General features: G+C 70.8%; 19 protein-coding genes and 1 rRNA gene. 9 read left to right on the top strand and 11 right to left on the bottom strand.

All coding sequences use genetic code 11. From position 1 onward, the window contains the following. The first annotated feature begins 334 nt into the window (after nt 1–334). Complete coding sequence (locus ACFWRT_RS04820) at nt 335–913, top strand: DJ-1/PfpI family protein (protein WP_380950839.1); 579 nt, start codon at nt 335–337, stop codon at nt 911–913. Nucleotides 914–1,073: 160 nt separating this feature from the next. Here ACFWRT_RS04820 and ACFWRT_RS04815 read toward each other — a convergent pair whose 3' ends face one another. Further along, nucleotides 1,074–1,760, bottom strand: a complete 687-nt coding sequence (locus ACFWRT_RS04815; RefSeq protein WP_380950840.1) for an HAD family hydrolase — start codon at nt 1,758–1,760, stop codon at nt 1,074–1,076. 58 nt (nt 1,761–1,818) lie between these two features. Continuing rightward, complete coding sequence (locus ACFWRT_RS04810; RefSeq protein ID WP_380950841.1) at nt 1,819–2,325, bottom strand: DUF6912 family protein; 507 nt, start codon at nt 2,323–2,325, stop codon at nt 1,819–1,821. 275 nt (nt 2,326–2,600) lie between these two features. Between ACFWRT_RS04810 and ACFWRT_RS04805 the strand changes: the two genes are divergently transcribed. Beyond that, entirely contained in the window at nt 2,601–3,056 is a 456-nt protein-coding gene (locus tag ACFWRT_RS04805) for an Rv3235 family protein (protein WP_380950842.1), read from the top strand. 110 nt (nt 3,057–3,166) lie between these two features. On the opposite strand, the gene secA is transcribed toward ACFWRT_RS04805, so the two are convergent. Next, nucleotides 3,167–5,983, bottom strand: coding sequence for a preprotein translocase subunit SecA (gene secA / locus ACFWRT_RS04800; protein WP_380950843.1), 2,817 nt, complete (start codon nt 5,981–5,983; stop codon nt 3,167–3,169). A 240-nt stretch (nt 5,984–6,223) separates the two neighbouring features. Between secA and ACFWRT_RS04795 the strand changes: the two genes are divergently transcribed. Continuing rightward, the gene (locus ACFWRT_RS04795) at nt 6,224–6,835 is read left to right on the top strand and encodes a GNAT family N-acetyltransferase (RefSeq protein WP_380950844.1); all 612 of its coding nucleotides are present in this window, start codon (nt 6,224–6,226) and stop codon (nt 6,833–6,835) included. A gap of 95 nt (nt 6,836–6,930) precedes the next feature. Then, nucleotides 6,931–8,118 (top strand): winged helix-turn-helix domain-containing protein, encoded by a 1,188-nt coding sequence (locus ACFWRT_RS04790; protein WP_380950845.1) that lies wholly within the window; start codon nt 6,931–6,933, stop codon nt 8,116–8,118. Nucleotides 8,119–8,130: 12 nt separating this feature from the next. Here the strand turns inward: ACFWRT_RS04790 and ACFWRT_RS04785 are convergent, their stop codons facing one another. From ACFWRT_RS04785 to mtnA, 7 genes are all read right to left on the bottom strand, one after another. Beyond that, nucleotides 8,131–8,883 carry a response regulator gene (locus tag ACFWRT_RS04785; RefSeq protein WP_380950846.1) on the bottom strand — a complete coding sequence of 251 codons (753 nt, stop codon included), beginning with the start codon at nt 8,881–8,883 and terminating at the stop codon, nt 8,131–8,133. A 186-nt stretch (nt 8,884–9,069) separates the two neighbouring features. Then, the gene (gene hpf, locus ACFWRT_RS04780; RefSeq protein WP_380950847.1) at nt 9,070–9,759 is read right to left on the bottom strand and encodes a ribosome hibernation-promoting factor, HPF/YfiA family; all 690 of its coding nucleotides are present in this window, start codon (nt 9,757–9,759) and stop codon (nt 9,070–9,072) included. 331 nt (nt 9,760–10,090) lie between these two features. Continuing rightward, nucleotides 10,091–10,819 (bottom strand): ComF family protein, encoded by a 729-nt coding sequence (locus ACFWRT_RS04775; protein ID WP_380950848.1) that lies wholly within the window; start codon nt 10,817–10,819, stop codon nt 10,091–10,093. A 98-nt stretch (nt 10,820–10,917) separates the two neighbouring features. Beyond that, entirely contained in the window at nt 10,918–12,747 is a 1,830-nt protein-coding gene (locus ACFWRT_RS04770; RefSeq protein WP_380950865.1) for an LpqB family beta-propeller domain-containing protein, read from the bottom strand. 34 nt (nt 12,748–12,781) lie between these two features. Beyond that, a complete protein-coding gene (mtrB, locus tag ACFWRT_RS04765; protein ID WP_380950849.1) occupies nt 12,782–14,800 on the bottom strand; it encodes an MtrAB system histidine kinase MtrB in 2,019 nt (672 codons plus the stop codon). Nucleotide 14,801: 1 nt separating this feature from the next. After that, nucleotides 14,802–15,491, bottom strand: coding sequence for a two-component system response regulator MtrA (mtrA, locus tag ACFWRT_RS04760; protein WP_007448372.1), 690 nt, complete (start codon nt 15,489–15,491; stop codon nt 14,802–14,804). 4 nt (nt 15,492–15,495) lie between these two features. Then, nucleotides 15,496–16,638: an S-methyl-5-thioribose-1-phosphate isomerase gene (gene mtnA, locus ACFWRT_RS04755; RefSeq protein ID WP_380950850.1), complete on the bottom strand. Its 1,143-nt coding sequence runs from the start codon at nt 16,636–16,638 to the stop codon at nt 15,496–15,498. A gap of 140 nt (nt 16,639–16,778) precedes the next feature. Between mtnA and ACFWRT_RS04750 the strand changes: the two genes are divergently transcribed. Genes ACFWRT_RS04750 through ACFWRT_RS04730 form a run of 5 tightly spaced genes read left to right on the top strand, consistent with a single transcriptional unit; the run spans nt 16,779 to nt 22,277 of the window. Next, complete coding sequence (locus ACFWRT_RS04750) at nt 16,779–17,990, top strand: hypothetical protein (protein ID WP_380950851.1); 1,212 nt, start codon at nt 16,779–16,781, stop codon at nt 17,988–17,990. A gap of 4 nt (nt 17,991–17,994) precedes the next feature. Next, on the top strand, nt 17,995–18,684 hold the full coding sequence (locus tag ACFWRT_RS04745) for a DUF4129 domain-containing protein (protein ID WP_380950852.1): 690 nt from the start codon (nt 17,995–17,997) through the stop codon (nt 18,682–18,684). Next, entirely contained in the window at nt 18,681–19,937 is a 1,257-nt protein-coding gene (locus ACFWRT_RS04740) for a DUF4350 domain-containing protein (RefSeq protein ID WP_380950854.1), read from the top strand. Before ACFWRT_RS04745 ends, ACFWRT_RS04740 begins: the two co-directional genes overlap by 4 nt. After that, nucleotides 19,934–20,953 carry an AAA family ATPase gene (locus ACFWRT_RS04735; RefSeq protein ID WP_380950855.1) on the top strand — a complete coding sequence of 340 codons (1,020 nt, stop codon included), beginning with the start codon at nt 19,934–19,936 and terminating at the stop codon, nt 20,951–20,953. The genes ACFWRT_RS04740 and ACFWRT_RS04735 overlap by 4 nt, the downstream gene beginning before the upstream one ends. A gap of 10 nt (nt 20,954–20,963) precedes the next feature. Then, nucleotides 20,964–22,277, top strand: a complete 1,314-nt coding sequence (locus ACFWRT_RS04730) for a DUF58 domain-containing protein (RefSeq protein ID WP_380950856.1) — start codon at nt 20,964–20,966, stop codon at nt 22,275–22,277. A gap of 119 nt (nt 22,278–22,396) precedes the next feature. Here the strand turns inward: ACFWRT_RS04730 and rrf are convergent. Further along, nucleotides 22,397–22,513, bottom strand: a 5S ribosomal RNA gene (gene rrf, locus ACFWRT_RS04725). Nucleotides 22,514–22,663: the final 150 nt, after the last annotated feature.

The following is a 22,663-nucleotide window of genomic DNA, read 5'->3' as shown; positions in this document are numbered from 1 at the left end:
TGCCGCTTCGAGAGTCACCCGGGACCACATGGGCCGTTTGTGACGGCCGGTCCGGGGTCGGGAGATCGCGGATCGCCCGGGTGCGGTGGCACTCCGGGCGGCGGCCGGGGGCTTCGCTGCCCCCGAGGCGTATCGCGCTGATCACGGCACCAGGCTATCGCCCCCGCACCCCACCCCGTCATGAGCCGCATGTGTACAAAAGAAGACATCGAACTTTGACACTTCGGACAGTGCGGCGCATCGCCTTGGCGAATGTACGCAACGGGGGCAACCTGATATCGGGGGACGAGAGCAGGCCCTGAGCGCAGGTCCCGAGAATCCCAAGGAGCGTGCCATGCCCGAGCCCGAGAAGATCCTCATCGTCACCGGCGACGCCGCCGAGTCCCTCGAAGTGCTCTACCCCTACCAGCGGCTGCTGGAGGAGGGGTACGAGGTCCACATCGCGGCCCCCGAACGCAAGACGCTGCGCTTCGTGGTCCACGACTTCGAGCCCGGCTACGACACGTACACGGAGAAGCCCGGCTACACCTTCCCCGCCGACCTGGCCTTCTCCGAGGTGGACCCCGGGGCCTACATCGCCCTGGTGATCCCCGGCGGCCGCGCCCCCGAGTACCTCCGCAACAACGCGGAGCTGCGCAAGATCATCGGCGCCTTCTTCTCCGCCGACCGTCCGGTCGCCCAAATCTGCCACGGTCCCCTCATCACCGCCGCCACCGGCAACCTGAGCGGCCGCCGCGTCACCGCGTACCCCGCGCTGGAACCGGACATGCAGAGCGCGGGCGCGACGTTCCAGGACACGGAGGCGGTGGTGGACGGCCCGCTGATCTCGTCGCGGGCATGGCCGGACCACCCGGCATGGATGAGGGAGTTCCTGAGGGTGCTGCGCACCCATTCAAGCCCGTCCGGCGCTTGAGGACATCCTTTTCAGCCCGCCGCCAACTCTGAGCCCGCGCATCCGTTCCGAGCCGCCCACATCCAGCCCGTCCGGCGTTTGAGGACGTCCTTTCAGCCCGTCCGGCGTTTGAGGACCGGGGCCCGGGGCGGAGCCCCGAATCCCACAGCACGACCCCCCGTCACGCGGAGAACGTCTCCGCCAAAGCCACCGCCTCCCCCAGGCTGTCCACCACCGGCACCCCCGCCGCCAGCAGACTGCTCCGGCTGTGCGAACCCCCCGTGTACAGCACGGCCCGCGCCCCCACATGCGCCGCCGCCACCGCGTCGTCCACCGCGTCCCCGATGACCACCGAGTTCGCCGGGGAGATCCCGGATATCCCGCCCACCCCGGCCAGCGCCTCGAAGTGCCGCTCCATGTGGAGTGCCTTGCTTCCGCCCGACGGCCCCGTCCGCCCGTCCACGCGGACGAAGTGCGACTCGATCCCGTACCCGCGCACGACCGGCACGAGGTGCTCGTGCCCGTACATGCTCAGGATCGACTGGCTGTGCCCGGCCAGCGTCCACTGCGCGAGCAGGTCCTCCGCCCCGGCGGTGAGCCCGCAGGCGACCCGGCGCTCCGCGTAGTACCGGTGGAAGATGTCGTCCATCCGCTCCCACTCGGCCTCCGTGGGCAGCCGGCCCAGCAGCCGCTCGTAGAAGCGGGGTATGGGCACGCAGTACATCTCCCGGTACTGCTCCAGCGTGAGCGGCGCCAGCTCCACCTCCGCGAACGCGGCGTTCGTCGCGTGGATGACGGCGTGGATGTCGTCGAGCAGCGTGCCGTTCCAGTCCCAGACCAGATGCGTGCGTGTCTTCCCGGGTGTCATACAGAAAACGTACCCGCCGGGTCCGACAACGCAGAGGCTCCGGCCGACGCCGAACGCCTCAGCCGATGAGCTGCGGAATCTCCTGGACCCCGAACCAGAGCAGCTCGTGGTCCTCAGCCCCGTCCACCGTGAACTGCGCGTCGTCGTCGCCGAGGTCCGCCGCGCCCAAGGCCGCCGCGGCCGCGGCCACGTCCTTCCCGGCCTCGTCGGCGTCCACGTGCACCGCCGCCGCCTTGGCCAGCGGCAGGGCGGCGGCGAGACGCACCTCACCGATCGAGGCGGCGCTCAGTCCGTGGTCGGGATCGGCGGTGGCGGCCCCGTCGGGCACGTCGACGGCGACGACGATACGGCGCCGGGCCTCGTCCGGGTCCCCGGCGATCAGGCGGAGCGAGGCGGCGGCGGCCCGGTTGAGCGCCGCGTACTCCAGCTCCTCGATGTCGTCGGAGACGTACCACTCGCGCAGCCCGGGCGTGACCGCGTAGGCCGTCAGCGGCCCCGGGCCGACCTCGCCGGACGCGTGTGCCGCTGCGAGACCGGAGAGGGTCAGGGGGACGTACACGCGCATGGCAGGCCGCTTTCGTAGTCGGAGAGGCCTTCAGGATACGTGGGGACCGTCCCCTTTCGGGTTTCGGCAACCGGGGGCCCACGTCCACCCACGACGCCCCGTCACCCCCGCGATGGCCCTTGCGCCCCAAGGCCGGCAACCCGGATAGGTGAATCGCCCCAGGCCCCTGACCGGGCACGGGAGCCCCTTGCGGTGTTGTCGGCCGTCCCCGTAGAAGATCCCCAGCACAAGTTACCGCTCGGTATTCCCGGGCCCGGTTCACGGGGGCGACGACCATGAGCATGAACAGCACGAGGCCCACCGACCGCCGCGACCAGCGCCGGCCCAGGGCCGTACCTCCGCAGCGGTCCCGGCGCCTCCAGCCGCACCGCCCGCCGCGACCCCACCAGTGGTTCGCCGAACGGCTGCTCGCGGTCCTCAGCGGCCAGCGCCCGGTGCACTGGATGCTCGGCCACACCATCGGCGACGCCTACGACCAGCTCGCCGAACTGGCCCCCAGCACCCCGCTCGGGGCCACCCGGGGCCACCGCCCGGTCCTGCGCCACTGCCACGGCGCCCAGCCCGCCACCGGGGTGGTCGAGGCGTTCGCCAGCATCGCGGCGGGCGACCGGGTGCAGGCCATGGCCTTCCGCCTGGAGCAGGGCCCCGACCAGCGCTGGCGCTGCGCGGCCGTGGAGCTGGGCGGCGAACGCCTCGTCCCGGCCGGAAACGCCGGCCCGGGTCCACGGTGACGCTCACAACGCGGCCGATCACGCCCACAAAGCAGCAGGTGACGCTCACAACGCGGCCGGGGCCGGACACCCTGCGGTGTCCGGCCCCGGCCGATGCGGCGCTGCTGGTGCTACTTCTTGCGACGGCGACCGCCGCCGCCACCGCTCTTCTGCGCCTTGCGGCGCTCGGCACGCGTCATCCCGTCCGAGGAACCGGACTGCGCACCGTCGGTGGCGAAGTCGCCCTCGACGACGCCGCCCTCGCCGTCCACCGTGGGGGCGGAGAAGTGCAGCCGGTCCGGACGCTGCGGGGCCTCCAGGCCCTTGGCGCGGATCTCCGGACGCGCGGCGGGAGCACCCTCCTTGGAGAGCGAGGTGCGCTCGGCCGCGTCCTGCACGGGAACCTCTTCGACCTGCTGCTCGACCTGGACCTCCAGGTTGAACAGGTAGCCGACGGACTCCTCCTTGATGCCCTCCATCATGGCGTTGAACATGTCGAAGCCCTCGCGCTGGTACTCGACCAGCGGGTCCTTCTGCGCCATGGCCCGCAGGCCGATGCCCTCCTGGAGATAGTCCATCTCGTAGAGGTGCTCGCGCCACTTGCGGTCCAGCACGGAGAGGACCACGCGCCGCTCCAGCTCACGCATGATGTCGGAGCCGAGGGTCTTCTCGCGCTCCTCGTACTGCTCGTGGATGTCGTTCTTGACCGACTCGGCGATGAACTCGGCGGTGACGCCCGCCAGATCCCCGGCCGCCTCCTCCAGCTCCTCGACGGTGACCTTCACCGGGTAGAGCTGCTTGAAGGCACCCCACAGCCGGTCCAGGTCCCACTCCTCGGCGAAGCCCTCGGAGGTCTCCTGCGCGATGTAGTCGTCGATCGTGTCGTCCATGAAGTGCCGGATCTGGTCCTGGAGGTCCTCGCCCTCCAGAACGCGGCGGCGCTCGCCGTAGATGACCTCGCGCTGCCGGTTGAGCACCTCGTCGTACTTCAGGACGTTCTTACGCGTCTCGAAGTTCTGCTGCTCGACCTGCGACTGGGCGGAGGCGATGGCACGGGTGACCATCTTGTTCTCGATCGGCACGTCGTCCGGGACGTTCGCCATCGACATGACGCGCTCGACCATCTGCGCCTTGAACAGGCGCATCAGGTCGTCGCCCAGCGACAGGTAGAAGCGGGACTCGCCCGGGTCGCCCTGACGGCCGGAACGACCGCGCAACTGGTTGTCGATCCGGCGCGACTCGTGCCGCTCCGTGCCGAGCACGTACAGCCCGCCGAGGTCCTTGACCTCCTCGAACTCCGCCTTCACGGCCAGCTCGGCCGACTCCAGCGCGGCGGGCAGCGCGGCCGCCCACTCCTCGACGTTCTCCACCGGGTCGAGGCCGCGCTGGCGCAGCTCCGCCTCGGCGAGGTCGTCCGGGTTGCCGCCGAGCTTGATGTCGGTGCCTCGGCCGGCCATGTTCGTGGCGACCGTGACGGCGCCCTTGCGGCCGGCCTGGGCGACGATCGTCGCCTCCCGGTCGTGCTGCTTGGCGTTGAGGACCTCGTGCTGGACGCCTCGCTTGGAGAGCTGCTGCGAGAGGTACTCGGACTTCTCGACCGAGGTGGTGCCGACCAGGATCGGCTGGCCCTTCTCGTGCTTCTCGGCGATGTCGTCGACGACCGCGGCGAACTTGGCGACCTCGGTGCGGTAGATCAGGTCCGACTGGTCGGCCCGGACCATCGGCCGGTTCGTCGGGATCGGCACCACGCCGAGCTTGTAGATCTGCTGGAACTCGGCGGCCTCGGTCATCGCCGTACCGGTCATGCCGGAGAGCTTGTCGTACAGGCGGAAGAAGTTCTGCAGGGTGATCGTGGCGAGGGTCTGGTTCTCGTCCTTGATGTCCACCCCTTCCTTCGCCTCGATCGCCTGGTGCATGCCCTCGTTGTAGCGGCGGCCGGCGAGGATACGGCCGGTGTGCTCGTCGACGATCATGACTTCGCCGTCGATGACGACGTAGTCCTTGTCCTTCTTGAACAGTTCCTTCGCCTTGATGGCGTTGTTCAGATAGCCGACGAGCGGGGTGTTGACCGACTCGTAGAGGTTGTCGATGCCGAGCCAGTCCTCGACCTTGGCGACACCGGTCTCGTGAATGGCCACGGTCCGCTTCTTCTCGTCGACCTCGTAGTCGCCGGTCTCCTCGATGCCCTTGAGCTGGTTGCCCGCCTCACCCTTGGTGAGACGCGTGACCAGCTTGGCGAAGTCGCCGTACCACTTGGTGGCCTGGTCGGCCGGGCCGGAGATGATCAGCGGCGTACGGGCCTCGTCGACGAGGATCGAGTCGACCTCGTCGACCACGGCGAAGTTGTGGCCGCGCTGGACGAGCTCGTCCTTGGACCACGCCATGTTGTCGCGGAGGTAGTCGAACCCGAACTCGTTGTTCGTGCCGTACGTGATGTCGCAGGCGTACTGCTCGCGGCGCTGCGCCGGCGTCATGTTGGAGACGATGCAGCCGATGGACAGGCCCAGGAACTGGTGGACCCGGCCCATCATCTCGGAGTCGCGCTGGGCGAGGTAGTCGTTGACCGTGATCAGGTGCACGCCCTTGCCGGAGAGCGCGTTGAGATACGAGGGCAGGGTGCCGACGAGGGTCTTGCCCTCACCGGTCTTCATCTCGGCCACATAGCCGAGGTGCAGGGCGGCTCCGCCCATGATCTGTACGTCGTAGTGGCGCTGTCCGAGGACGCGCTTCGCGGCCTCACGGACCGTGGCGAACGCCTCGGGAAGCAGGTCGTCCAGGCTCTCGCCGTCCGCGTACCGTTCCTTGTACTCGTCGGTGAGCGCCCGCAGCTCGGCGTCGGAGAGGTTGACGAAGTCCTCTTCGATGGAGCTGACCTGGTCCGCGATGCGGTGCAGTTTGCGCAGGATCTTGCCTTCGCCTGCACGCATGAGCTTGTTGAAGACGGACACTGAGGCTGGTCTCCTTGCCGGTCGGGCCTGGCACTGGGTCGTGTAATGGACTCTGGCGCGGGCACGGCAGGTGGGCCCCACCGCAACGGCCATCGTAAGCGAGGACACCGCCGCCCCGGGAGGGCTGCCGCCGCGTGGACCTCACCGCACCCTCCAAGGACAACGCCCCAGAGGCGCGGAAGGTGCCGGGAAGCCCCGAAAGTGCTCGCATCGCGGCCGCCCGCTCACCAGAATCACCCTATGGAGCCGATCACTCTCACCACGCGACGACTTCTTCTGCGGCCGTTCGGTCCGCAGGACACCTACCGGGTGCACGCGGCCTGCCAGGACCCGGACATCCGGCGCTGGACGGTGATCCCCTCCCCGTACCGCCTCACCGACGCCGAGCTCTTCACCGCGAAGCTCGCCCCGGCGGGGTGGCGGGACGACTCCGCGTACAGCTTCGCCCTGGTGCTGCCGGAGGCCGGGACGCTCGTCGGGGCGCTCTCCATCGACCGCCGCAGCCGGCCGGGGACCTACGAGGTGGGCTACTGGTCCACCAAGGAGCACCGCGGTCGCGGGTACGCCACCGAGGCGGTGCTCGGTTCCGCCCGCTGGGCCTTCACCGCGCTCCGGGCGGACCGGCTGGAGTGGCGGGCCGAGATCGGCAACCTGGCCTCCCGTGCCGTGGCCCTGCGGGCGGGGTTCCGGCTGGAGGGCGAGCAGCGGTCCGGGCTGCTCAACAAGGGGGTGCGGCGCGACGCCTGGACGGCGGCGCTCCTCCCGTCCGACCTGGGGCTTCCCGGCGCCCACCCGTATCTGCCCGAGCGGCACGCCGAACGGCCCGGTGGAGCCCCGGACCCCACGTGGTGAGGCGATGCGGGGGTTGGGCGGCGAGGCGGCGAGGCGGCGTCGCCGTGGCCGGATTCCCTCCCTCGCTGTCAGTGGTGCCGTCTAGGGTTCGACGTATGACGCCTGTGCCTCCTCCCGCAGTCGAACTCTCCGCCGACCAGGCCCGCCGCATAGCGCTGCGCGCCCAGGGCTTCCTGGGGGCGCCGGACCGCAGGGCAGGGGTGCCGGGGGTGCTGCGCCACCTCGGCGCCGTCCAGCTCGACACCATCTCGGTGCTGGCCCGCTCGCACGAGCTGATCCCCTACGCCCGGCTCGGCGCGGTCGGCCGGCGCACGGTGGAGGAGGCGTACTGGTCGGGCGGCCGCTCCTTCGAGTACTGGTCGCACGCCGCGTGCATCCTGCCCGTCGAGGAGTGGCCGCACTTCGCGTTCCGCCGCCGCGCCTACCGCGCCCGTCCGCAGTGGCACCACGATCTGCCCGACGGTGTGTACGACACGGTGATCAAGCAGCTGAGCGCCGAGGGCCCGTTGACGGCCACCGAGCTCGGCGGCGCGAAGAACGGCGGGGAGTGGTGGGACTGGTCGGCCTCCAAGGTCGCCGTCGAACGGGCCCTGATGTACGGCGAGGTGGTCTGCACCGAGCGGCGCGGCTGGAAGCGGGTCTACGACCTGGCCGAGCGGGCGATCCCGGACGCCGTGCTCCACGACGACCTCAGCGACACCGAGTGCCGGCGGCGGCTGGTCGCGCTGGCGGGCAAGTCCCTGGGGGTCGGCACCCGGAGCGACATCGCGGACTACCACCGGCTGCGGGGCGAGGAGTTCGACGCGGTGGTGGCGGACTCGGGCCTGGTGCCGGTGACGGTGGAGGGCTGGGCCAAGCCGGCCTGGGCGGACCCCGAGGCGCTGGCCACGGAGCCGCGCGGCCGCCACCGTACGACGCTGCTGTCGCCGTTCGACTCGCTGGTCTGGGAGCGGGCGCGCACCGAGCGGATCTTCGGCTTCACGCACCGGCTGGAGGCGTACGTCCCCAGGCCGAAGCGGATCCACGGCTACTTCGCGATGCCGTTGCTGGCGGGCGGGAAGCTCCAGGGCCGCGTCGACCCCGCCCGGGAGGGCACCACGCTGATCGCCCGGCAGGCTTCCCTGGCCGGGCCGAAGGCGGTGGTCCCGATGGCCGAGGCCCTGGTGGAGGCGGCGGCCTGGGTGGGCTGTACGGACATCCGGCTGGAGCGGATCGACGCCCCGGAGCTGCGCGACCCGCTCAAGGACGAGATCGGCCGGGCGCTGCGGCGGGCCTACCGCTGAGAGCCACCGTGGCTACCTGATCTCCAGGATCTTCTCCCGCATGGCATAGACCACGGCTTCCATGCGGGAGTGCAGCTGAAGCTTTTCCAGAATATTGCGGACGTGGTTCTTCACCGTGTTCTCGGAAATGAACAACTCCTTGGCGATATCCCGGTTGTTCATGCCGGTCGCCACGAGTTTGAGGACTTCCAGTTCCCGTTCGGTGAGCCGGGGGGCGGGGACGAGCCGGCGCTCGTCGGTGCGCTGGATCATCGATTTGAACTCGGTGAGCAGCTTGGAGGCCATGGACGGGCTGATCTGGGACTGCCCGTCCGCGACGGCGCGAATGGCCGTCGCCACCTCGTCGGTGGAGATCTCCTTGAGGAGGTATCCGGTGGCGCCCGCCTTGATCGCGTCGTAGAGGTCGGCCTCCTCGTCGCTGATCGTCAGCATGATGATCTTCGCGCTGGGCGCCACCTCCTTGATGGAGGTGCAGGCCTCGATGCCTCCGCGTCTGGGCATCCGCACATCCATCAGAATGATGTCGGGCAGCAGGTCGGCGGCCTTGTCGACCGCCTCGGAGCCGTCCCCGGCCTCACCGACGACCTGGATGTCCTCCTCCTGCGCGAGGACGATCTCCAGACCCCTGCGGAAGAGCGCGTGGTCGTCGACCACGAGGACCCGGATGGGCTCCTTGCGCGAGGTGCCGTCCGGGTCGTCGTCGGTGCGGGCACCGGCGTCGTCGGAACCACTCGCACCGCGCACGGGCCCGAAGGTGTCCACCATCGTTCCTCCCCCTGAAGGCCACGGCCTGATAGTCATCAGTCGTCCGCCAACGGCGTTCCACCGAACCCCGATTGGCTCGTAACGCCATGATTCCATGCCGGGGCGCCCGAGCGGTGATCCTCTGATCGCGCACCGGTGCCCCTGGTGGCGTGAAAACGCTCCAGGGGCACCGGTGACGGTGTGGCGTCAGCCGCCGAGCGCACCACCCGCGCCGCCTGCCTCATCAGCGGCGAGCGGGTCGGTCCTCAGGTGGATGACGCCGTAGTCGTAGGCGTGCCGCCGGTAGACGACACTGGGCTCCTTCGTCTCGGAGTCGACGAACAAGTAGAAGTCGTGCCCGACCAGTTCCATCTCGTAGAGCGCCTGGTCGAGCGCCATGGGTGCGGCGGTGTGGGTCTTCTCGCGCATCACGAGAGGCCCTTCGCCCTGCACCTCGATCGATCCGACCTTCGTGGTCGTCACAGCTTCCGACGGCTGCTCGCCGACCAGTTCGCCGTCCTCGTCGAACGAGGCGACACCCGGCACAACGTCCGCGACCTCGGCCGCCGACAGACGGCCGTTGCCCCGGCGGCTGTAGCGCTTGTCGTGCTGCTTGCGCAGCCGGGCCTCCAGCTTTCCGGTGGCCAGATCAAGCGCTGCGTAGGGGTCGCCCGCCGCCGCTTCCGCCCGGATGACCGGCCCGCGCGAGTGGAGCGTGATCTCCACCCGGTCGGAACGGTCGGCCTGACGGGGATTCGGCTCCTTGGACACCTCGACGTCGACGCTGATCACCTTGCCGTCGAACTTCTGGATCTTGTCCAGCTTCAGCTTCTCGGCCACGTGCTTGCGGAACCGCTCGGGCACCTCGGTCTTGCGGCCCTTGACGACGATGTCCACGCAGAACTCCGTTCCCGGATCGCCCCGCTTCGGCGGCGGGGCATCTCCCTTTTGCACCAGCCCCCGGTGGTCCCCAGGGGCCTCGGACTCGGTGACTTTCGCCTCCTCCTCCCCCGTCGGAGAGGTCACTACCCCGACCGGCTCGGCTGCTTCCGGTCCGTCGGTGAGTTACCTGCCCGAAACCTCACGGTGCATTCATCGAGGTTCGGCCTTCACCGCTCCTCACAACCGAACATAGCCTGCACACCGGGGTATCGGCACCCGCTACCGGCACATACCTCCGTTCAGGGGGTTTTGCCCTGCCATTACCTGCAACGATGCAAGTTCTGGGTCAGTTCCGGTTTATTTCGAAGGCGGACGGAGAAGCGGCGACGACCGCCGCCGCGCACACCTCGCGGCCCGAGCGTCTCCCGTCGCTCCCGAGCGCCTCGGTGACGGCCCGCGCCGCCTCGGCCAGCGTCGATCCCGTCGTCAACAGGTCGTCCACCAGGACCACTCTCCCGGGGGCGAGCAGCCGCTCTCCCCCTCCGGAGACTCCCAGCGCCCCGGCGAGATTCGCCCGTCGCCGGTGCGCCCCGAGACCCGACTGGTCGGCGACCGCGCGTTGCTGCCGCAGCACCGGGAGCACCCGGGCCGGCCGCCCCGTCCGGCGCAGCTCGCCTGCGGCCGCCCGGGCGATCCGAAGCACCGGATCATGCCCGCGCGCCGCGGTCGCGGAGCGCGCTGAGGGCACGGGCACCAGCAGCAGGGGCCCCACGGCCCCCGTCTGCCCCGTCCCGGCCCGTACGGACGCCGCCAAGGCCCGTCCGAGGGGTCCGGCGAGCCCGAGTGAACCGCGCTCCTTGTGGGCCAGCAGCACCGCGCGTACGGCGTTCTCGTAGGGCGCCGCCGCGTGCACCGCCGGAAGCCCCGCGGGCCGGGGCGAGGGCCGCACCCTGCGGGCCTCCACCCCGTTCAGCGCGGCCCCGCACGCCGGGCACAGCTCCGTACGCGGCCTGCCGCAGCCCGCGCAGGCCACCGGCAGGACCAGCCCGGAGAACTCCCGCCACCAATCCCGCATGGGTCCACCGTGCCCGGCCGCCGGGCGACGGACCACCCCTGTGGAAAACCCGCCGGACCCGCCTCCAGGTGCGCAAGGACGCGTCCGGAGACGTCGGGTCAGCCCGGGTAGACCAGCGAGGTGCCTTCCTCCAGCACCGTCTGCCAGTTGTCCCCCGGCGAGAGCTTCACTATGCCGTCGCCCTCGGTCTCCGCCATCAGCGGCAGCAGCTCGTCGTCCGCCGCGGCGACCGCCTGGACCTGGTTCACCCCGGGCAGCACCCCGGAGGCCCCGGAGGACGGCGTGGAACCGTCCGCCTGTACGTACCGCACCTGCTGGACACCACCCGCCTCCTTGCCGACCACCACGAGACGGCTGCGGCCCGACCAGGAGATCGCCGTCACGTCCGTGAGCTGCGGCGCGGCCTGACGCAGGTCCTCGACCGAGAGCTCGGGCGCCTCGTCGGTCCCGCGCCGCTCGACCCGGCCGATCTTGAGCGTCGTACGCCCGTCCTCCGTCACCAGCAGGGCGATCCGCACGCCGTCCGCCGACAGCCGCAGCTCCTCGATCCGCCCGCCGTCCAGACCCGGGACCCGGACCTCCTGCGGCTCTCCCTCACCCTCGACCAGCCGCAGCAGCCTCGGGCGCTCCTTGTCCCGGTCGGCGACCCACAGGTCACCCCGCCCGTCCCAGCTCGGCGACGACAGCCGGTCGGCGGTCTTCCTGCCGGCGCTGGTCACCGCGGGAGCGGCCAGCTCACCTTCCTCGTCCAGGGACGCGACGTACAGGTTCTGCCCGGTGGCTGAGACCGCGGCCGCCCGCCGCTCGTCCCGGGCCACGCCGACGGCGCCCATCGCGACCGTGCCGACGCCCAGAGGACCGCGCACCACCTCGGGCGTGCCGATGCCCTCGGTGGCGCTGGGGATCCGCTGGACCCTGCCCTTGGCGTCGATGAAGTACTGGCTGTCGGGCCCGTCGGAGCCGCTGTCGGAGGAGAACTTCTCCGCCTCGTCCGCGTCCAGCGCACAGAGCCGGCCCCGCCCGCCCTCCAGCTCCACCTGCTCGACCCGCGCGGAGGTCAGGTCCCGCAGGGTGAAGAGCACCTGGGCGGCCATCATCCGGCAGGCCGCCCGGCCCGCCTTGTCGGCCTTGCCGTTGAGCGGCACCTTCAGCACGTTCTGGTCGTCGGGGGCCAGCGCGACGACGTCCTTGCGCAGGGCGGTCCCGGTGGGGAAACGGGAGTCGACCACGGGCCGCAGCCAGTTCGTCGGCCCCTCCAGCAGCGTCCTGACCGTCTGCGTCGCCGTGCTCATCCGCGTGACCGGATCGGTGCCGGTACGTACGTAGACGGGGTCGGCGACGAGCGTCGGCTGTCCGCTCGTCCGCCCGGTGGCGTAGTAGTACTTGTTCACCGAGCGGTAGAGCCGCTTGAAGTCGGACTGCCCGAGGACCAGCCCGTCCGGCACGATGTCGATGCGCCACTCGGCCTTCCCGTCCGCCACCTTCTCCCGCACCAGGTGCAGCACCTGGGAGTAGTCGGTGGGGGCGAGCGGGTGGTACGAGCTCTGGGCGTCGACCGCCGCCACCTTCTCACCGGTCAGCGTGTAGGAGGTCTCGGAGTCCCGGCGCTCCTCGTCCTGGAGCGAGGGACCGCTGCGGTTGGGTGCCTGGGTGAGCACCGTGGTGCCCTCGCCCGGCTGCCAGGTCTCGGCCGCGTCCTTGCTCAGGTACTTGCGCGTGGTCCGGAAACCGGGGTCGTCGCTGGTCATCGACTCCAGGAACCCGTCGACGATCTCGCTGGGCACCGCGCCCTCACGGGGCTCCACCGCGTACACCTGTACCTGGGAGTCCCCCGGCTGCGAGGCGTCGACCGCCTTGACGTCCCCGGTCACCGGCATCGACCCGCAGCCGGCGAGCACGATGACGGAGCAGCCGAGCAGCGCGGACATCCGCACGCCGCGTCCGGGGCCACCACGACGGCGGTCAGTACCCACGTGTGGAGTCCTCCTGGTCGGAATTCTGCGCTGGGGAACCCGCGCCGCCGGACCGCTCCGGTGCCCGGCGTGCCACCACACGGGCCCCGTTGCCGGGCAGCGCCGCCGGGTGCACCGAGGCGGGCGCCGGGTGCGCAGCGGTGGAGGAGCGGGCCGGCACGGGCAGCGGCGAGCGCTTCGCCGCACCGGACTGGTTCGGCACGGACAGCAGCCGGTTGTCGCCCGCCTGCGCCTCGTCGCGCTCCCGGCTCTCCCGGTTGCGCCGGGAGTCCTCGGGCTCCAGCGGTATCGGCGAACCGCGCAGCGGCTCGTCCGCCGTACGCGGCAGGGTCAGCCGGAACTGGGACCCGCCGCCCGGCTCGCCCCACGCCTGGAGCCAGCCGCCGTGCAGCCGGGCGTCCTCGACGGCGATGGAGAGCCCGAGACCGGTCCCGCCGGTTGTCCGGGCCCGCGCCGGGTCGGCGCGCCAGAACCGGTTGAAGACGCGGGTCGCCTCGCCGGGCTTGAGCCCGACCCCGTAGTCCCGTACGGCCACGGCGACCGCGCCCTGGGCCACGCCCATCCGCACGATGACGTCCCGGCCCTCACCGTGCTCGACGGCGTTGACCACGAGGTTGCGCAGCACCCGCTCGACCCGCCGGGCGTCGGCCTCGGCGATCACCGGCTGGTCGTCGCCGATGACCAGGATCCGGCTGCCCTTGCGCTCGGCGAGCGGTTCGGCGCCGCCGATCACCCGGTGCACCACGGCCCGCAGGTCTATCGGCTCGGCCTCCAGCGCGGCCGCTCCCGCGTCGAACCGGCTGATCTCCAGCAGGTCCGAGAGCAGCGACTCGAAGCGGTCGAGCTGGTCACCGAGCAGCTCGGCGGAGCGCGCGGTGATCGGATCGAAGTCGGCACGCGCCTCATGGATGACGTCGGCGGCCATCCGTACGGTCGTCAGCGGGGTCCGCAGCTCGTGCGAGACGTCGGAGACGAAGCGCCGCTGCATCCGGGAGAGCTCCTCCAACTGCTGGATCTTCAGCTGAAGGTTCTGCGCCATCTTGTTGAAGGCCTCACCGAGCCGCGCGATGTCGTCCTCGCCGGTGACCTTCATCCGTTCCTGGAGCTTCCCGGCGGAGAGCCGCTCGGCGATACCGGCCGCCATCCGCACCGGCGTGACGACCTGCCGCACCACGAACCACGCGATGGCGCCGAGCAGCACGACGACGAAGAGTCCGGCGGTCGCCAGGGTCGTCTTGACCAGCGCCAGGGACTTCTCCTCCTGCGTGAGCGGGAAGAGGTAGTACAGCTCGTAGGGCTGCTGGTCGATGTCGTAGAGCCGCTTGCCCACGACGAGGCCCGGCTGGGCCTCGTTGCCGTTGGAATAGCGGATCAAGGAGTACGTCTGGAAGGCTCCCTGCCCCTTGCCCACGTCCTGGCGCAGTCGCTCGGGCACGCTGGCGGCCTCGACGCTGCCCGAACCACGCGGGGCACGGCTGCCCGCGCCCTCGCTGACCGAGTCCGCGCTGAGCGCGACCACGTTGAAGGCGTTCTTGCCGCCACTGGCGAGCTGGTCGACGAGCTCGGTGCGCCACGAGGTGTTGGCGGTCATGCCGTCGGGCCCCTCGGTGCCCGGCGCCAGGGAGGCGTTCGCCTTCTCCTGGGCCGCGGCGAAACCACCGGCGGCCTGGGTCTGGGCGGCCTTGCCCTTCGCGTCGAGCAGACCGTTGCGGACCTGCCCGATCACGACGAAGCCGAGCAGCAGCACCACGCCGATCGACATCAGCAGGGTGCCCGCGACGACGCGGAGCTGCAGATTGCGCCGCCACAACCGCACGGCGGGCAGCAGCGGACCGCGGACCCACCGCATCAGCAGACGCGGTACGGGCCCGCCGGGCGTCCGGTCCTGGAACAACCGGCCGCCCTGCAGGAAACGGCTCATACGAGAAGCCTTCCGTCCCGGACCGGCAGCCCGCTCCGCACGGACTCCCGGCTCCCCGGGGTTCGGAGCGGCGCTGCCCTCGGCCATGTCAGCTCGGTCCGGCCTTGTAACCGACCCCTCGGACGGTCACGACGATCTCCGGCCGCTCCGGGTCCTTCTCGACCTTGGAGCGCAGCCGCTGGACGTGCACGTTCACCAGCCGGGTGTCGGCCGCGTGCCGGTAACCCCAGACCTGCTCCAGCAGGACCTCACGGGTGAAGACCTGCCACGGCTTGCGGGCGAGGGCGACCAGCAGGTCGAACTCCAGCGGCGTCAGGGCGATGGACTGCCCCTCCCGCTTCACGGAGTGGCCGGCCACGTCGATGACCAGGTCACCGATGGTCAACTGCTCCGGCGCGGGCTCTTCGGACCGCCGCAGGCGGGCCCTGATCCGGGCGACCAACTCCTTAGGTTTGAACGGCTTGACGATGTAGTCGTCGGCCCCTGATTCCAGGCCGACCACGACATCGACGGTGTCACTCTTGGCAGTGAGCATGACGATCGGCACACCGGACTCGGCCCTGATCAGCCTGCACACCTCGATGCCGTCCCTTCCGGGCAGCATGAGGTCGAGCAGCACCAGGTCCGGCTTGGCCTCACGAAATGCGGCCAGTGCCTTGTCGCCGTCCGCTACGAACGACGGCTCGAAACCTTCTCCACGCAGCACAATCCCGAGCATCTCGGCCAGTGCGGTGTCGTCGTCGACGACAAGGACGCGTCCCTTCATAATCGACATCATCCCATTAGCTAATCGTTACCTGCGATGACCTGGCACACAGCTCTGCCAGTCCGACCCCCGTGACGGGGGAAATGACGCCCTCCTCGGTAACGATCGCCGTGATCAACTCCGGCGGCGTGATGTCGAAAGCCGGGTTGTACACCGGGGCCCCGAGGGGTGCGACGACCTTCCCACCCCCGCCGCCCTCCGATACGCCTCCCGGCGATGTGACCTCCGTCACTTCTTGCCCGGAACGCTGCTCAACGATGATCGATGTGCCTTCAGCCGTCTCCATGTCGACGGTCGTCGTCGGCGCCACCACGATGAACGGCACATGGTGGTACTTCGCGAGCACGGCCAGCGGATAGCTCCCCACCTTGTTGGCCACCGACCCGTCCGCCGCGATGCGGTCCGCCCCGATGAGCACGGCATCCACCTCACCCGCCGCGAACAGCGAACCCGCCGCACTGTCCGTGAGCAGGCTGTACGCCATCCCGTTGCGCGCCGCCTCGTACGCCGTCAGCCTCGCCCCCTGGAGCAGCGGCCGGGTCTCGTCCACCCACAGCCGGCGCAGCCGCCCCTGCCGGTGCACCCTCAGGGCCACCGCGAACGCCGTCCCCTCGCCCCCGGAGACCAGCGCCCCGGTGTTGCAGTGGGTCAGCAGCCGGTAGCCCTGCCCCGGCAGCAGCTCCTCCAGCAGCGCCGTCCCGTGCTCCGCCATCCGCTCGCTGGCCCGGGCGTCCTCCCGGTGCAACGCCCGGGCCTCGGCCAGGGCCACAGCCGCGGCCTCGGTGACCCCCGCCCCCTTCTCGGCGGCCGCCCAGTAGGCGCCAGCCACCCGTCGCACCCCGTAACCGAGATTCACCGCGGTGGGCCGCGCCCCCTCCAGCAGCCCGGCCGCCTCCGCCACGTCGTAACCTCGCGCCGCCGCGAGCGCCACTCCGTACCCCCCGGCGATCCCGAGCAGCGGAGCCCCTCGGACCGCCAGCGTCCGGATCGCCCGCACCAGCGCGGGCACATCCGTACACACCAGCTCGACCTCCTCCGCGGGCAGCCGCGTCTGGTCGAGGAGCACCAGTACGGGACCTTCCGGAAGCTCGTCCCAACGAAGTACGGAAAGCGCGGAAGGGTCGCTGCCCACCGGCGTTTGCGCGTCCTGATCAGCCATCCACCCAGTCTGCCCGGTGAGCCGCCCACAAATGAAGGCACGAAGGAGAGAAGGCTCCCGGCCCGCACGGCACCGGCCCGTGGCACGATGGCTGCCAACCTGCCGCCCCGATGAGCGGACAGGACGGTGAAGGAGCGAGAATGAACGACTCTCCGGGCTGGGCGACGCCCGGATCTGCCCCCTCGGACGGCCAGGAGGCGGCCATTCCCCGCCCCTCCGCACCCCAGGACGGAGGCGCACCGACGGGACAGTGGTCCCCCGAGCAGCCGCCTCCCGGGCAGTGGTCCCCGCCGAGCAACCCCGGCAGCGGCCCGGGCAACCGCCCGCCCGCCCCCGGCTGGGGCGGCGGTCCGCAGCGACCGGACTGGGGCATGAAGCCACCGGCGGCGAAGCCCGGCGTCATCCCGCTGCGCCCCCTGGGCCTCGGCGAAATCCTCGACGGCTCGGTCTCGGCCCTGCGCGCCCACTGGCGCACCGCACTCGGCTTCAGCCTCGCGGTGTCCGTGGTCGTCCAGATCGCCGTCACCCTCATGCAGCGCTACCTCCTGCCCAAGCCGACCACCGTCGACCCGAACGCCAGCGGCACCGAAGCCCTTCGCCAGGCCTCCGAATCCGCCCGGACGACGCTGCTCTCCCTCGCCCCGGCGTCCCTCCTCACGATGATCGCCACGCTCTTCACCGCGTCCATCGTCACCGTGGTGATCAGCCGCTCCGTGCTGGGCCGCCCCGTCACGCTCTCCGACGCCTGGGCCGAAGCTCGTCCGCGGATCCTCCCCCTGATCGGGCTGACCCTGCTGGTGGCCCTGATCACCGCCACGGTCATGACCGTCGGCGTCGGTCCCGGGCTGCTGGTGGGCGCCGAGGCCGGCGCGGCGCTGGCGCTCCTCGGCTTCACCGCCGCCTGCGTCGTGATCCTCTCGCTCCAGGTCAGCTTCGCCCTCGCCGCCCCCGCCCTGATGCTCGAACGGCAGAGCATCCTCGCCGCGCTGCGCAGGTCGGCGAAGCTGGTCCGCGGTGCCTGGTGGCGCACCTTCGGCATCCTCGCGCTGACCTACCTGATCGTCTTCCTGGTGAGCTTCATCGTCTCCATCCCCTTCGGCGTCGTCGCGGTCATCGCCGACGGAACCGACATCAGCGAGTTCTTCGAAAGCGGCGGCCCCTCCCTCGGCTGGCCCTTCCTGATCATCACGGGCATCGGCGAAGTCATCGTCTCCACGCTGCTCTACCCCTTCGTCGCCGGCGTGATGGCACTGCTCTACGTGGACCAGCGCATCCGCCGCGAGGCGCTCGACCTCGACCTCGCCCGGGCCGCAGGCCTCCCCGGCCACGACGCCGACACCCCCAGGAGCTGATGCGGTGTCGGGGGCGGGGGGCACCACAGCGGCACGGCGGGCCAGCGGCGCCGGGAACATACCCGTGGACACTCCACGTGTCCCCGCCCGGGAGGCGGCTGAGAGCGAGCTGTCCAAGCCGATGTACCACGAGAACGATCCGAACGTTCTCCAACGCGCCCTGAACCACTTCTGGGACTGGGTCGCCGGCGTGTTCGACGCCGCTGCGGGCGCCGCCCCCGGCGGCCCCGCCGGCCTCGCCGTCCTGGCACTCATCGTCATCGGCCTCACCGCCGCCCTCTGGTGGCGGCTCGGCACCCCCCAACGCTCCCCCCTGGCCCCGGACGCCCTCTTCGAGAACGACGGCCCCCGCAGTGCCGCCCAGCACCGTGCAGCCGCCGACGTCCACGCCGCCGCTCTCCGCTGGACCGAAGCCGTCCAGGAACGCATGCGGGCGATCGTCCGGTCGCTGGAGGAACGCGCCCTGCTCGACCCTCGCCCCGGCCGCACCGCGGACGAAGCCGCGACGGAAGCAGGCCGCGCCCTGCCCGGCCACGCCACCCGGCTACGCTCCGCCGCCCGGGACTTCGACGACGTCACATACGGCGGCCGCACGGCGGGCCGACCCACATATCTGGCCGTGCGCGCCCTGGACACCGAACTCGACGAGGCCAAGCCCGTGCTGCCCGGAGCCTCCCGAGGAGCCGCCGGATGACCACGGCCACCGCCCCTTCCCCCACCTCGACGGCGCCCACCCCGTACCAGGTCTGGAAGCGCGCACGAGGGCTCCTGATCGCCCTGCTCATCCTCGTGATCGCAGGCGTCACGTTCGCCGCCGTCCGCTCCGGCACCAACCACGGGCACCTCGACCCCCGCTCCGCCGACCCGAAGGGCAGCCGCGCCGCAGCCGAACTCCTCAAGGCGCGCGGGATATCCGTCACCGTCGCGACGACCCTCGACGAAGCGACCACCGCGGCGGGGCCCGACACCACACTCCTGGTCACCGGCCCGAATCTCCTCACCCCCGCACAGCAGCGCCGGCTCCACGAGGCAACCACCGCCTCCACCGGCCGCACCGTCCTGATCGCCCCGGGCCCGGCAGCCGCATCCCGCCTCTCCCCCGGCGTACGCACCGAGCCCCACCGCCCGGTGAGCGCGCTCCCCCCGTCGTGCGCCTTCCCCGCCGCCCGCAGCGCCGGAACAGCCGACATGGGCGGCGTCCGCTACACGGCGCCGGACTCCACCGCCACCGCCTGCTACCCCAGCGACGGCGCCCCCAGCCTGCTGATCCTCAAGGACCGAGGAGACGGTGACACCATCCTTCTCGGCTCCCCCGACTTCCTCCACAACGAGCGTCTCGACCAACAGGGCAACGCCTCCCTCGCCCTGCAACTCCTCGGTTCGCGACCCCATCTCGTCTGGTACCTCCCCTCTCTCGCCGATCCGTCCGCCACCAGCGATGACGGCTCCCCCGACAGCAACGACACCGACAGCGGCGACAACAGCGACAACGGCAAGGAGGCTTCGGGCGAGGAGAGCGGCTTCCTCGACCTGATCCCCTCCGGCTGGCTCTGGGGAACGCTCCAACTCACCCTCGCCGCAGTCCTCGCCGCGATCTGGCGAGGCCGCCGCCTCGGCCCCATCGTCATGGAACGGCTGCCGGTCTCCATCCGCGCATCGGAGTCCGCCGAAGGCCGCGCCGGCCTCTACCGCAAGGCCAACGCCCGTGACCGGGCAGCCGAATCGCTCCGGGCCGCCGCCCGGACCCGCATCGCCCGCCTCGCCGGCGTAACCGCCCGCGAAGCGCACACCTCCTACGTCCTCCTCCCTGCCGTATCCGCCCGCACCACCACAACTGGCGACGACCTGAGCACCCTGCTCTTCGGCCCGGCCCCCGCCGACGACGCGGCCCTTGTCCTGCTGGCCGAGCACCTCGACACCCTCGAAAGAGAGGTACGCACCTCATGAGCGCCCCGACCCCCGAGCCGGCCGAACCCACAGCGGTCCCCACGACCCCTGCGGTTCCGCAGCCCGCCGACGGCGCCCGCGCGTCCTTGGAAGCCCTCCGCTCCGAGATCGCCAAGGCCGTGGTCGGCCAGGACCCGGCTGTCACCGGACTCGTCGTCGCGCTGCTCTGCCGCGGACACGTACTCCTCGAGGGCGTCCCCGGCGTCGCCAAGACCCTGCTCGTCCGAGCCCTCGCAGCCTCCCTCGAACTCGACACCAAGCGAGTCCAGTTCACCCCCGACCTCATGCCGAGCGACGTAACGGGCTCGCTCGTCTACGACGCCCGCACCGCCGAGTTCTCCTTCCAGCCCGGCCCGGTCTTCACCAACCTGCTGCTCGCCGACGAGATCAACCGCACCCCTCCCAAGACACAGGCCTCCCTCCTGGAAGCGATGGAAGAGCGTCAGGTCACCGTCGACGGCACCCCCCGCCCGCTGCCGGACCCCTTCCTCGTCGCCGCCACCCAGAACCCCGTCGAATACGAGGGCACCTACCCGCTTCCGGAAGCCCAACTGGACCGCTTCCTCCTCAAGCTGACCGTGCCCCTCCCCTCCCGGCAGGACGAGATCAACGTCCTCACCCGTCACGCCGACGGCTTCAACCCCCGCGACCTCAAGGCAGCGGGCATACGGCCCGCCGCAGGCCCCGCCGACCTGGAGGCGGCCCGCTCAGCCGTCGCGAAGACCACGGTCTCCCCCGAGATCGCCGGCTATGTCGTGGATATCTGTCGTGCCACGCGCGAATCCCCCTCGCTCGCTCTGGGCGTCTCCCCCCGAGGCGCCACCGCACTGCTCTCGACCGCACGAGCCTGGGCCTGGCTCACCGGCCGGGACTACGTCACCCCGGACGATGTGAAGGCCTTGGCGCTTCCCACACTCCGTCATCGCATCCACCTGCGGCCCGAGGCAGAAATGGAGGGAGTCACCCCCGACTCCGTCATCACCTCGGTGCTCGCTCACGTCCCCGTACCCCGATGAGGCGGTGACCATGGCCCTCACCGGACGTACCGCACTGCTGGCCGCGCTGGGATCACTCCCCGTAGGCATCCTCGCTCCGAGCTGGACCGGGATGCTCGCGGTCAACGCACCGCTCTCACTAGCGATTCTGTGCGACTACGCCCTGGCAGCGCCAGTGCGAACGCTCCGATTCACCCGATCCGGTGATACATCCGTTCGACTTGGTGACGCGGCCGAAGTGCAACTCAGCGTGACCAACAGCTCGCGACGGCGGCTCCGGGCCCAGCTCCGCGACGCCTGGCCGCCGAGCAGCTGTCCCACCGGCACCGAACAGGCCGCGTCCCGCCACACGTTGACGGTTCCTCCCGGCGAACAGCGGCGCCTGACCACTGTTCTGCGCCCCACCCGCCGCGGCGACCGCCAGGCCGAGCGCATCACGGTCCGCTCGTACGGCCCGCTCGGCCTCGCCGCACGCCAGGGCCACCACCACGTCCCCTGGACCGTACGGGTGCTGCCCCCGTTCACCAGCCGGAAGCACCTGCCGTCCAGGCTCGCCCGCCTCCGCGAACTCGACGGCCGCACCAGCGTCCTGACGCGAGGTGAAGGCACGGAGTTCGACAGCCTGCGGGCGTACGTGCCGGGGGACGACACCCGTTCCATCGACTGGCGGGCGACGGCACGCCAGTCGGCCGTCGCGGTCCGGACATGGCGCCCCGAGCGCGACCGCCACATCCTCATCGTTCTGGACACCGGGCGCACCTCCGCGGGCCGGGTGGGCGACGTGCCGCGACTCGATGCGGCGATGGACGCCACGTTGCTCCTCACCGCGCTCGCGACGCGCGCCGGCGACCGCGTGGACCTCCTCGCCTACGACCGCCGCGTCCGAGCCCGTGTGCAGGGCCGGACCTCCGCAGGCGACGTCCTGGCGACAGTCGTCGATGCCCTCGCCTCACTGGAGCCCGAGCTCGTCGAGACGGACGCCAGGGGCCTCAGCGCCACGGCACTCTCCGCTGCCCCTCGCGGCTCGCTGATCGTTCTCCTGACATCTCTGGAGGCTGCCCCCATCGAGGAGGGCCTCCTCCCGCTGCTCCCTCAGCTCACCCAGCGCCACGCGGTTCTGCTGGCCGCCGTGTCCGATCCACGGATCGAGGAGATGGCGAAGGCCCGAGGAACGGTGGACGCGGTGTACGACGCCGCCGCCGGCACCCAGGCCCAGACCGAACGACGCAGCACGGCGGAGAAACTCCAGCGCCATGGCGTCGTCGTCGTGGACGCCAGCCCGGACACCATCGCCCCCGCCCTCGCCGACGCCTATCTGGCCCTCAAGGCCGCAGACCACCTCTGAGGCTCTCCGAGCCTGGCCCCTCCGGTGATGCACCGCTCACCGGAGGCCCAAGGTTTCGGACATCTTCAGAACGCAGAAAAGCCCCGCACCATACGGTGCGGGGCTTTCCCGGAAAAATTGTTCGGCGGCGTCCTACTCTCCCACAGGGTCCCCCCTGCAGTACCATCGGCGCTGAAAGGCTTAGCTTCCGGGTTCGGAATGTAACCGGGCGTTTCCCTAACGCAATGACCACCGAAACACTATGAAATTTGAACACCGGATGAAAACACGGCCGTTCGTTATTTCAGAACTAACACAGTGGACGCGAGCAACTGAGGACAAGCCCTCGGCCTATTAGTACCAGTCAGCTCCACCCCTTACAGGGCTTCCACATCTGGCCTATCAAC

It is taken from the genome of Streptomyces cyaneofuscatus, assembly GCF_042718795.1.
Taxonomy (GTDB): domain Bacteria; phylum Actinomycetota; class Actinomycetes; order Streptomycetales; family Streptomycetaceae; genus Streptomyces; species Streptomyces cyaneofuscatus_A.
This window is presented reverse-complemented; position numbering and strand designations above follow the sequence as displayed.

Coding starts and splice junctions, on each gene's coding strand:
- ACFWRT_RS04820 (WP_380950839.1), top strand. CDS start 335: ATGCCCGAGCCCGAGAAGATCCTCATCGTCACCGGCGACGCCGCCGAG.
- ACFWRT_RS04815 (WP_380950840.1), bottom strand. CDS start 1,760: ATGACACCCGGGAAGACACGCACGCATCTGGTCTGGGACTGGAACGGC.
- ACFWRT_RS04810 (WP_380950841.1), bottom strand. CDS start 2,325: ATGCGCGTGTACGTCCCCCTGACCCTCTCCGGTCTCGCAGCGGCACAC.
- ACFWRT_RS04805 (WP_380950842.1), top strand. CDS start 2,601: ATGAGCATGAACAGCACGAGGCCCACCGACCGCCGCGACCAGCGCCGG.
- ACFWRT_RS04795 (WP_380950844.1), top strand. CDS start 6,224: ATGGAGCCGATCACTCTCACCACGCGACGACTTCTTCTGCGGCCGTTC.
- ACFWRT_RS04790 (WP_380950845.1), top strand. CDS start 6,931: ATGACGCCTGTGCCTCCTCCCGCAGTCGAACTCTCCGCCGACCAGGCC.
- ACFWRT_RS04785 (WP_380950846.1), bottom strand. CDS start 8,883: ATGGTGGACACCTTCGGGCCCGTGCGCGGTGCGAGTGGTTCCGACGAC.
- ACFWRT_RS04775 (WP_380950848.1), bottom strand. CDS start 10,819: ATGCGGGATTGGTGGCGGGAGTTCTCCGGGCTGGTCCTGCCGGTGGCC.
- ACFWRT_RS04770 (WP_380950865.1), bottom strand. CDS start 12,747: ATGTCCGCGCTGCTCGGCTGCTCCGTCATCGTGCTCGCCGGCTGCGGG.
- mtrB (WP_380950849.1), bottom strand. CDS start 14,800: ATGGCCGAGGGCAGCGCCGCTCCGAACCCCGGGGAGCCGGGAGTCCGT.
- mtrA (WP_007448372.1), bottom strand. CDS start 15,491: ATGATGTCGATTATGAAGGGACGCGTCCTTGTCGTCGACGACGACACC.
- mtnA (WP_380950850.1), bottom strand. CDS start 16,638: ATGGCTGATCAGGACGCGCAAACGCCGGTGGGCAGCGACCCTTCCGCG.
- ACFWRT_RS04750 (WP_380950851.1), top strand. CDS start 16,779: ATGAACGACTCTCCGGGCTGGGCGACGCCCGGATCTGCCCCCTCGGAC.
- ACFWRT_RS04740 (WP_380950854.1), top strand. CDS start 18,681: ATGACCACGGCCACCGCCCCTTCCCCCACCTCGACGGCGCCCACCCCG.
- ACFWRT_RS04735 (WP_380950855.1), top strand. CDS start 19,934: ATGAGCGCCCCGACCCCCGAGCCGGCCGAACCCACAGCGGTCCCCACG.
- ACFWRT_RS04730 (WP_380950856.1), top strand. CDS start 20,964: ATGGCCCTCACCGGACGTACCGCACTGCTGGCCGCGCTGGGATCACTC.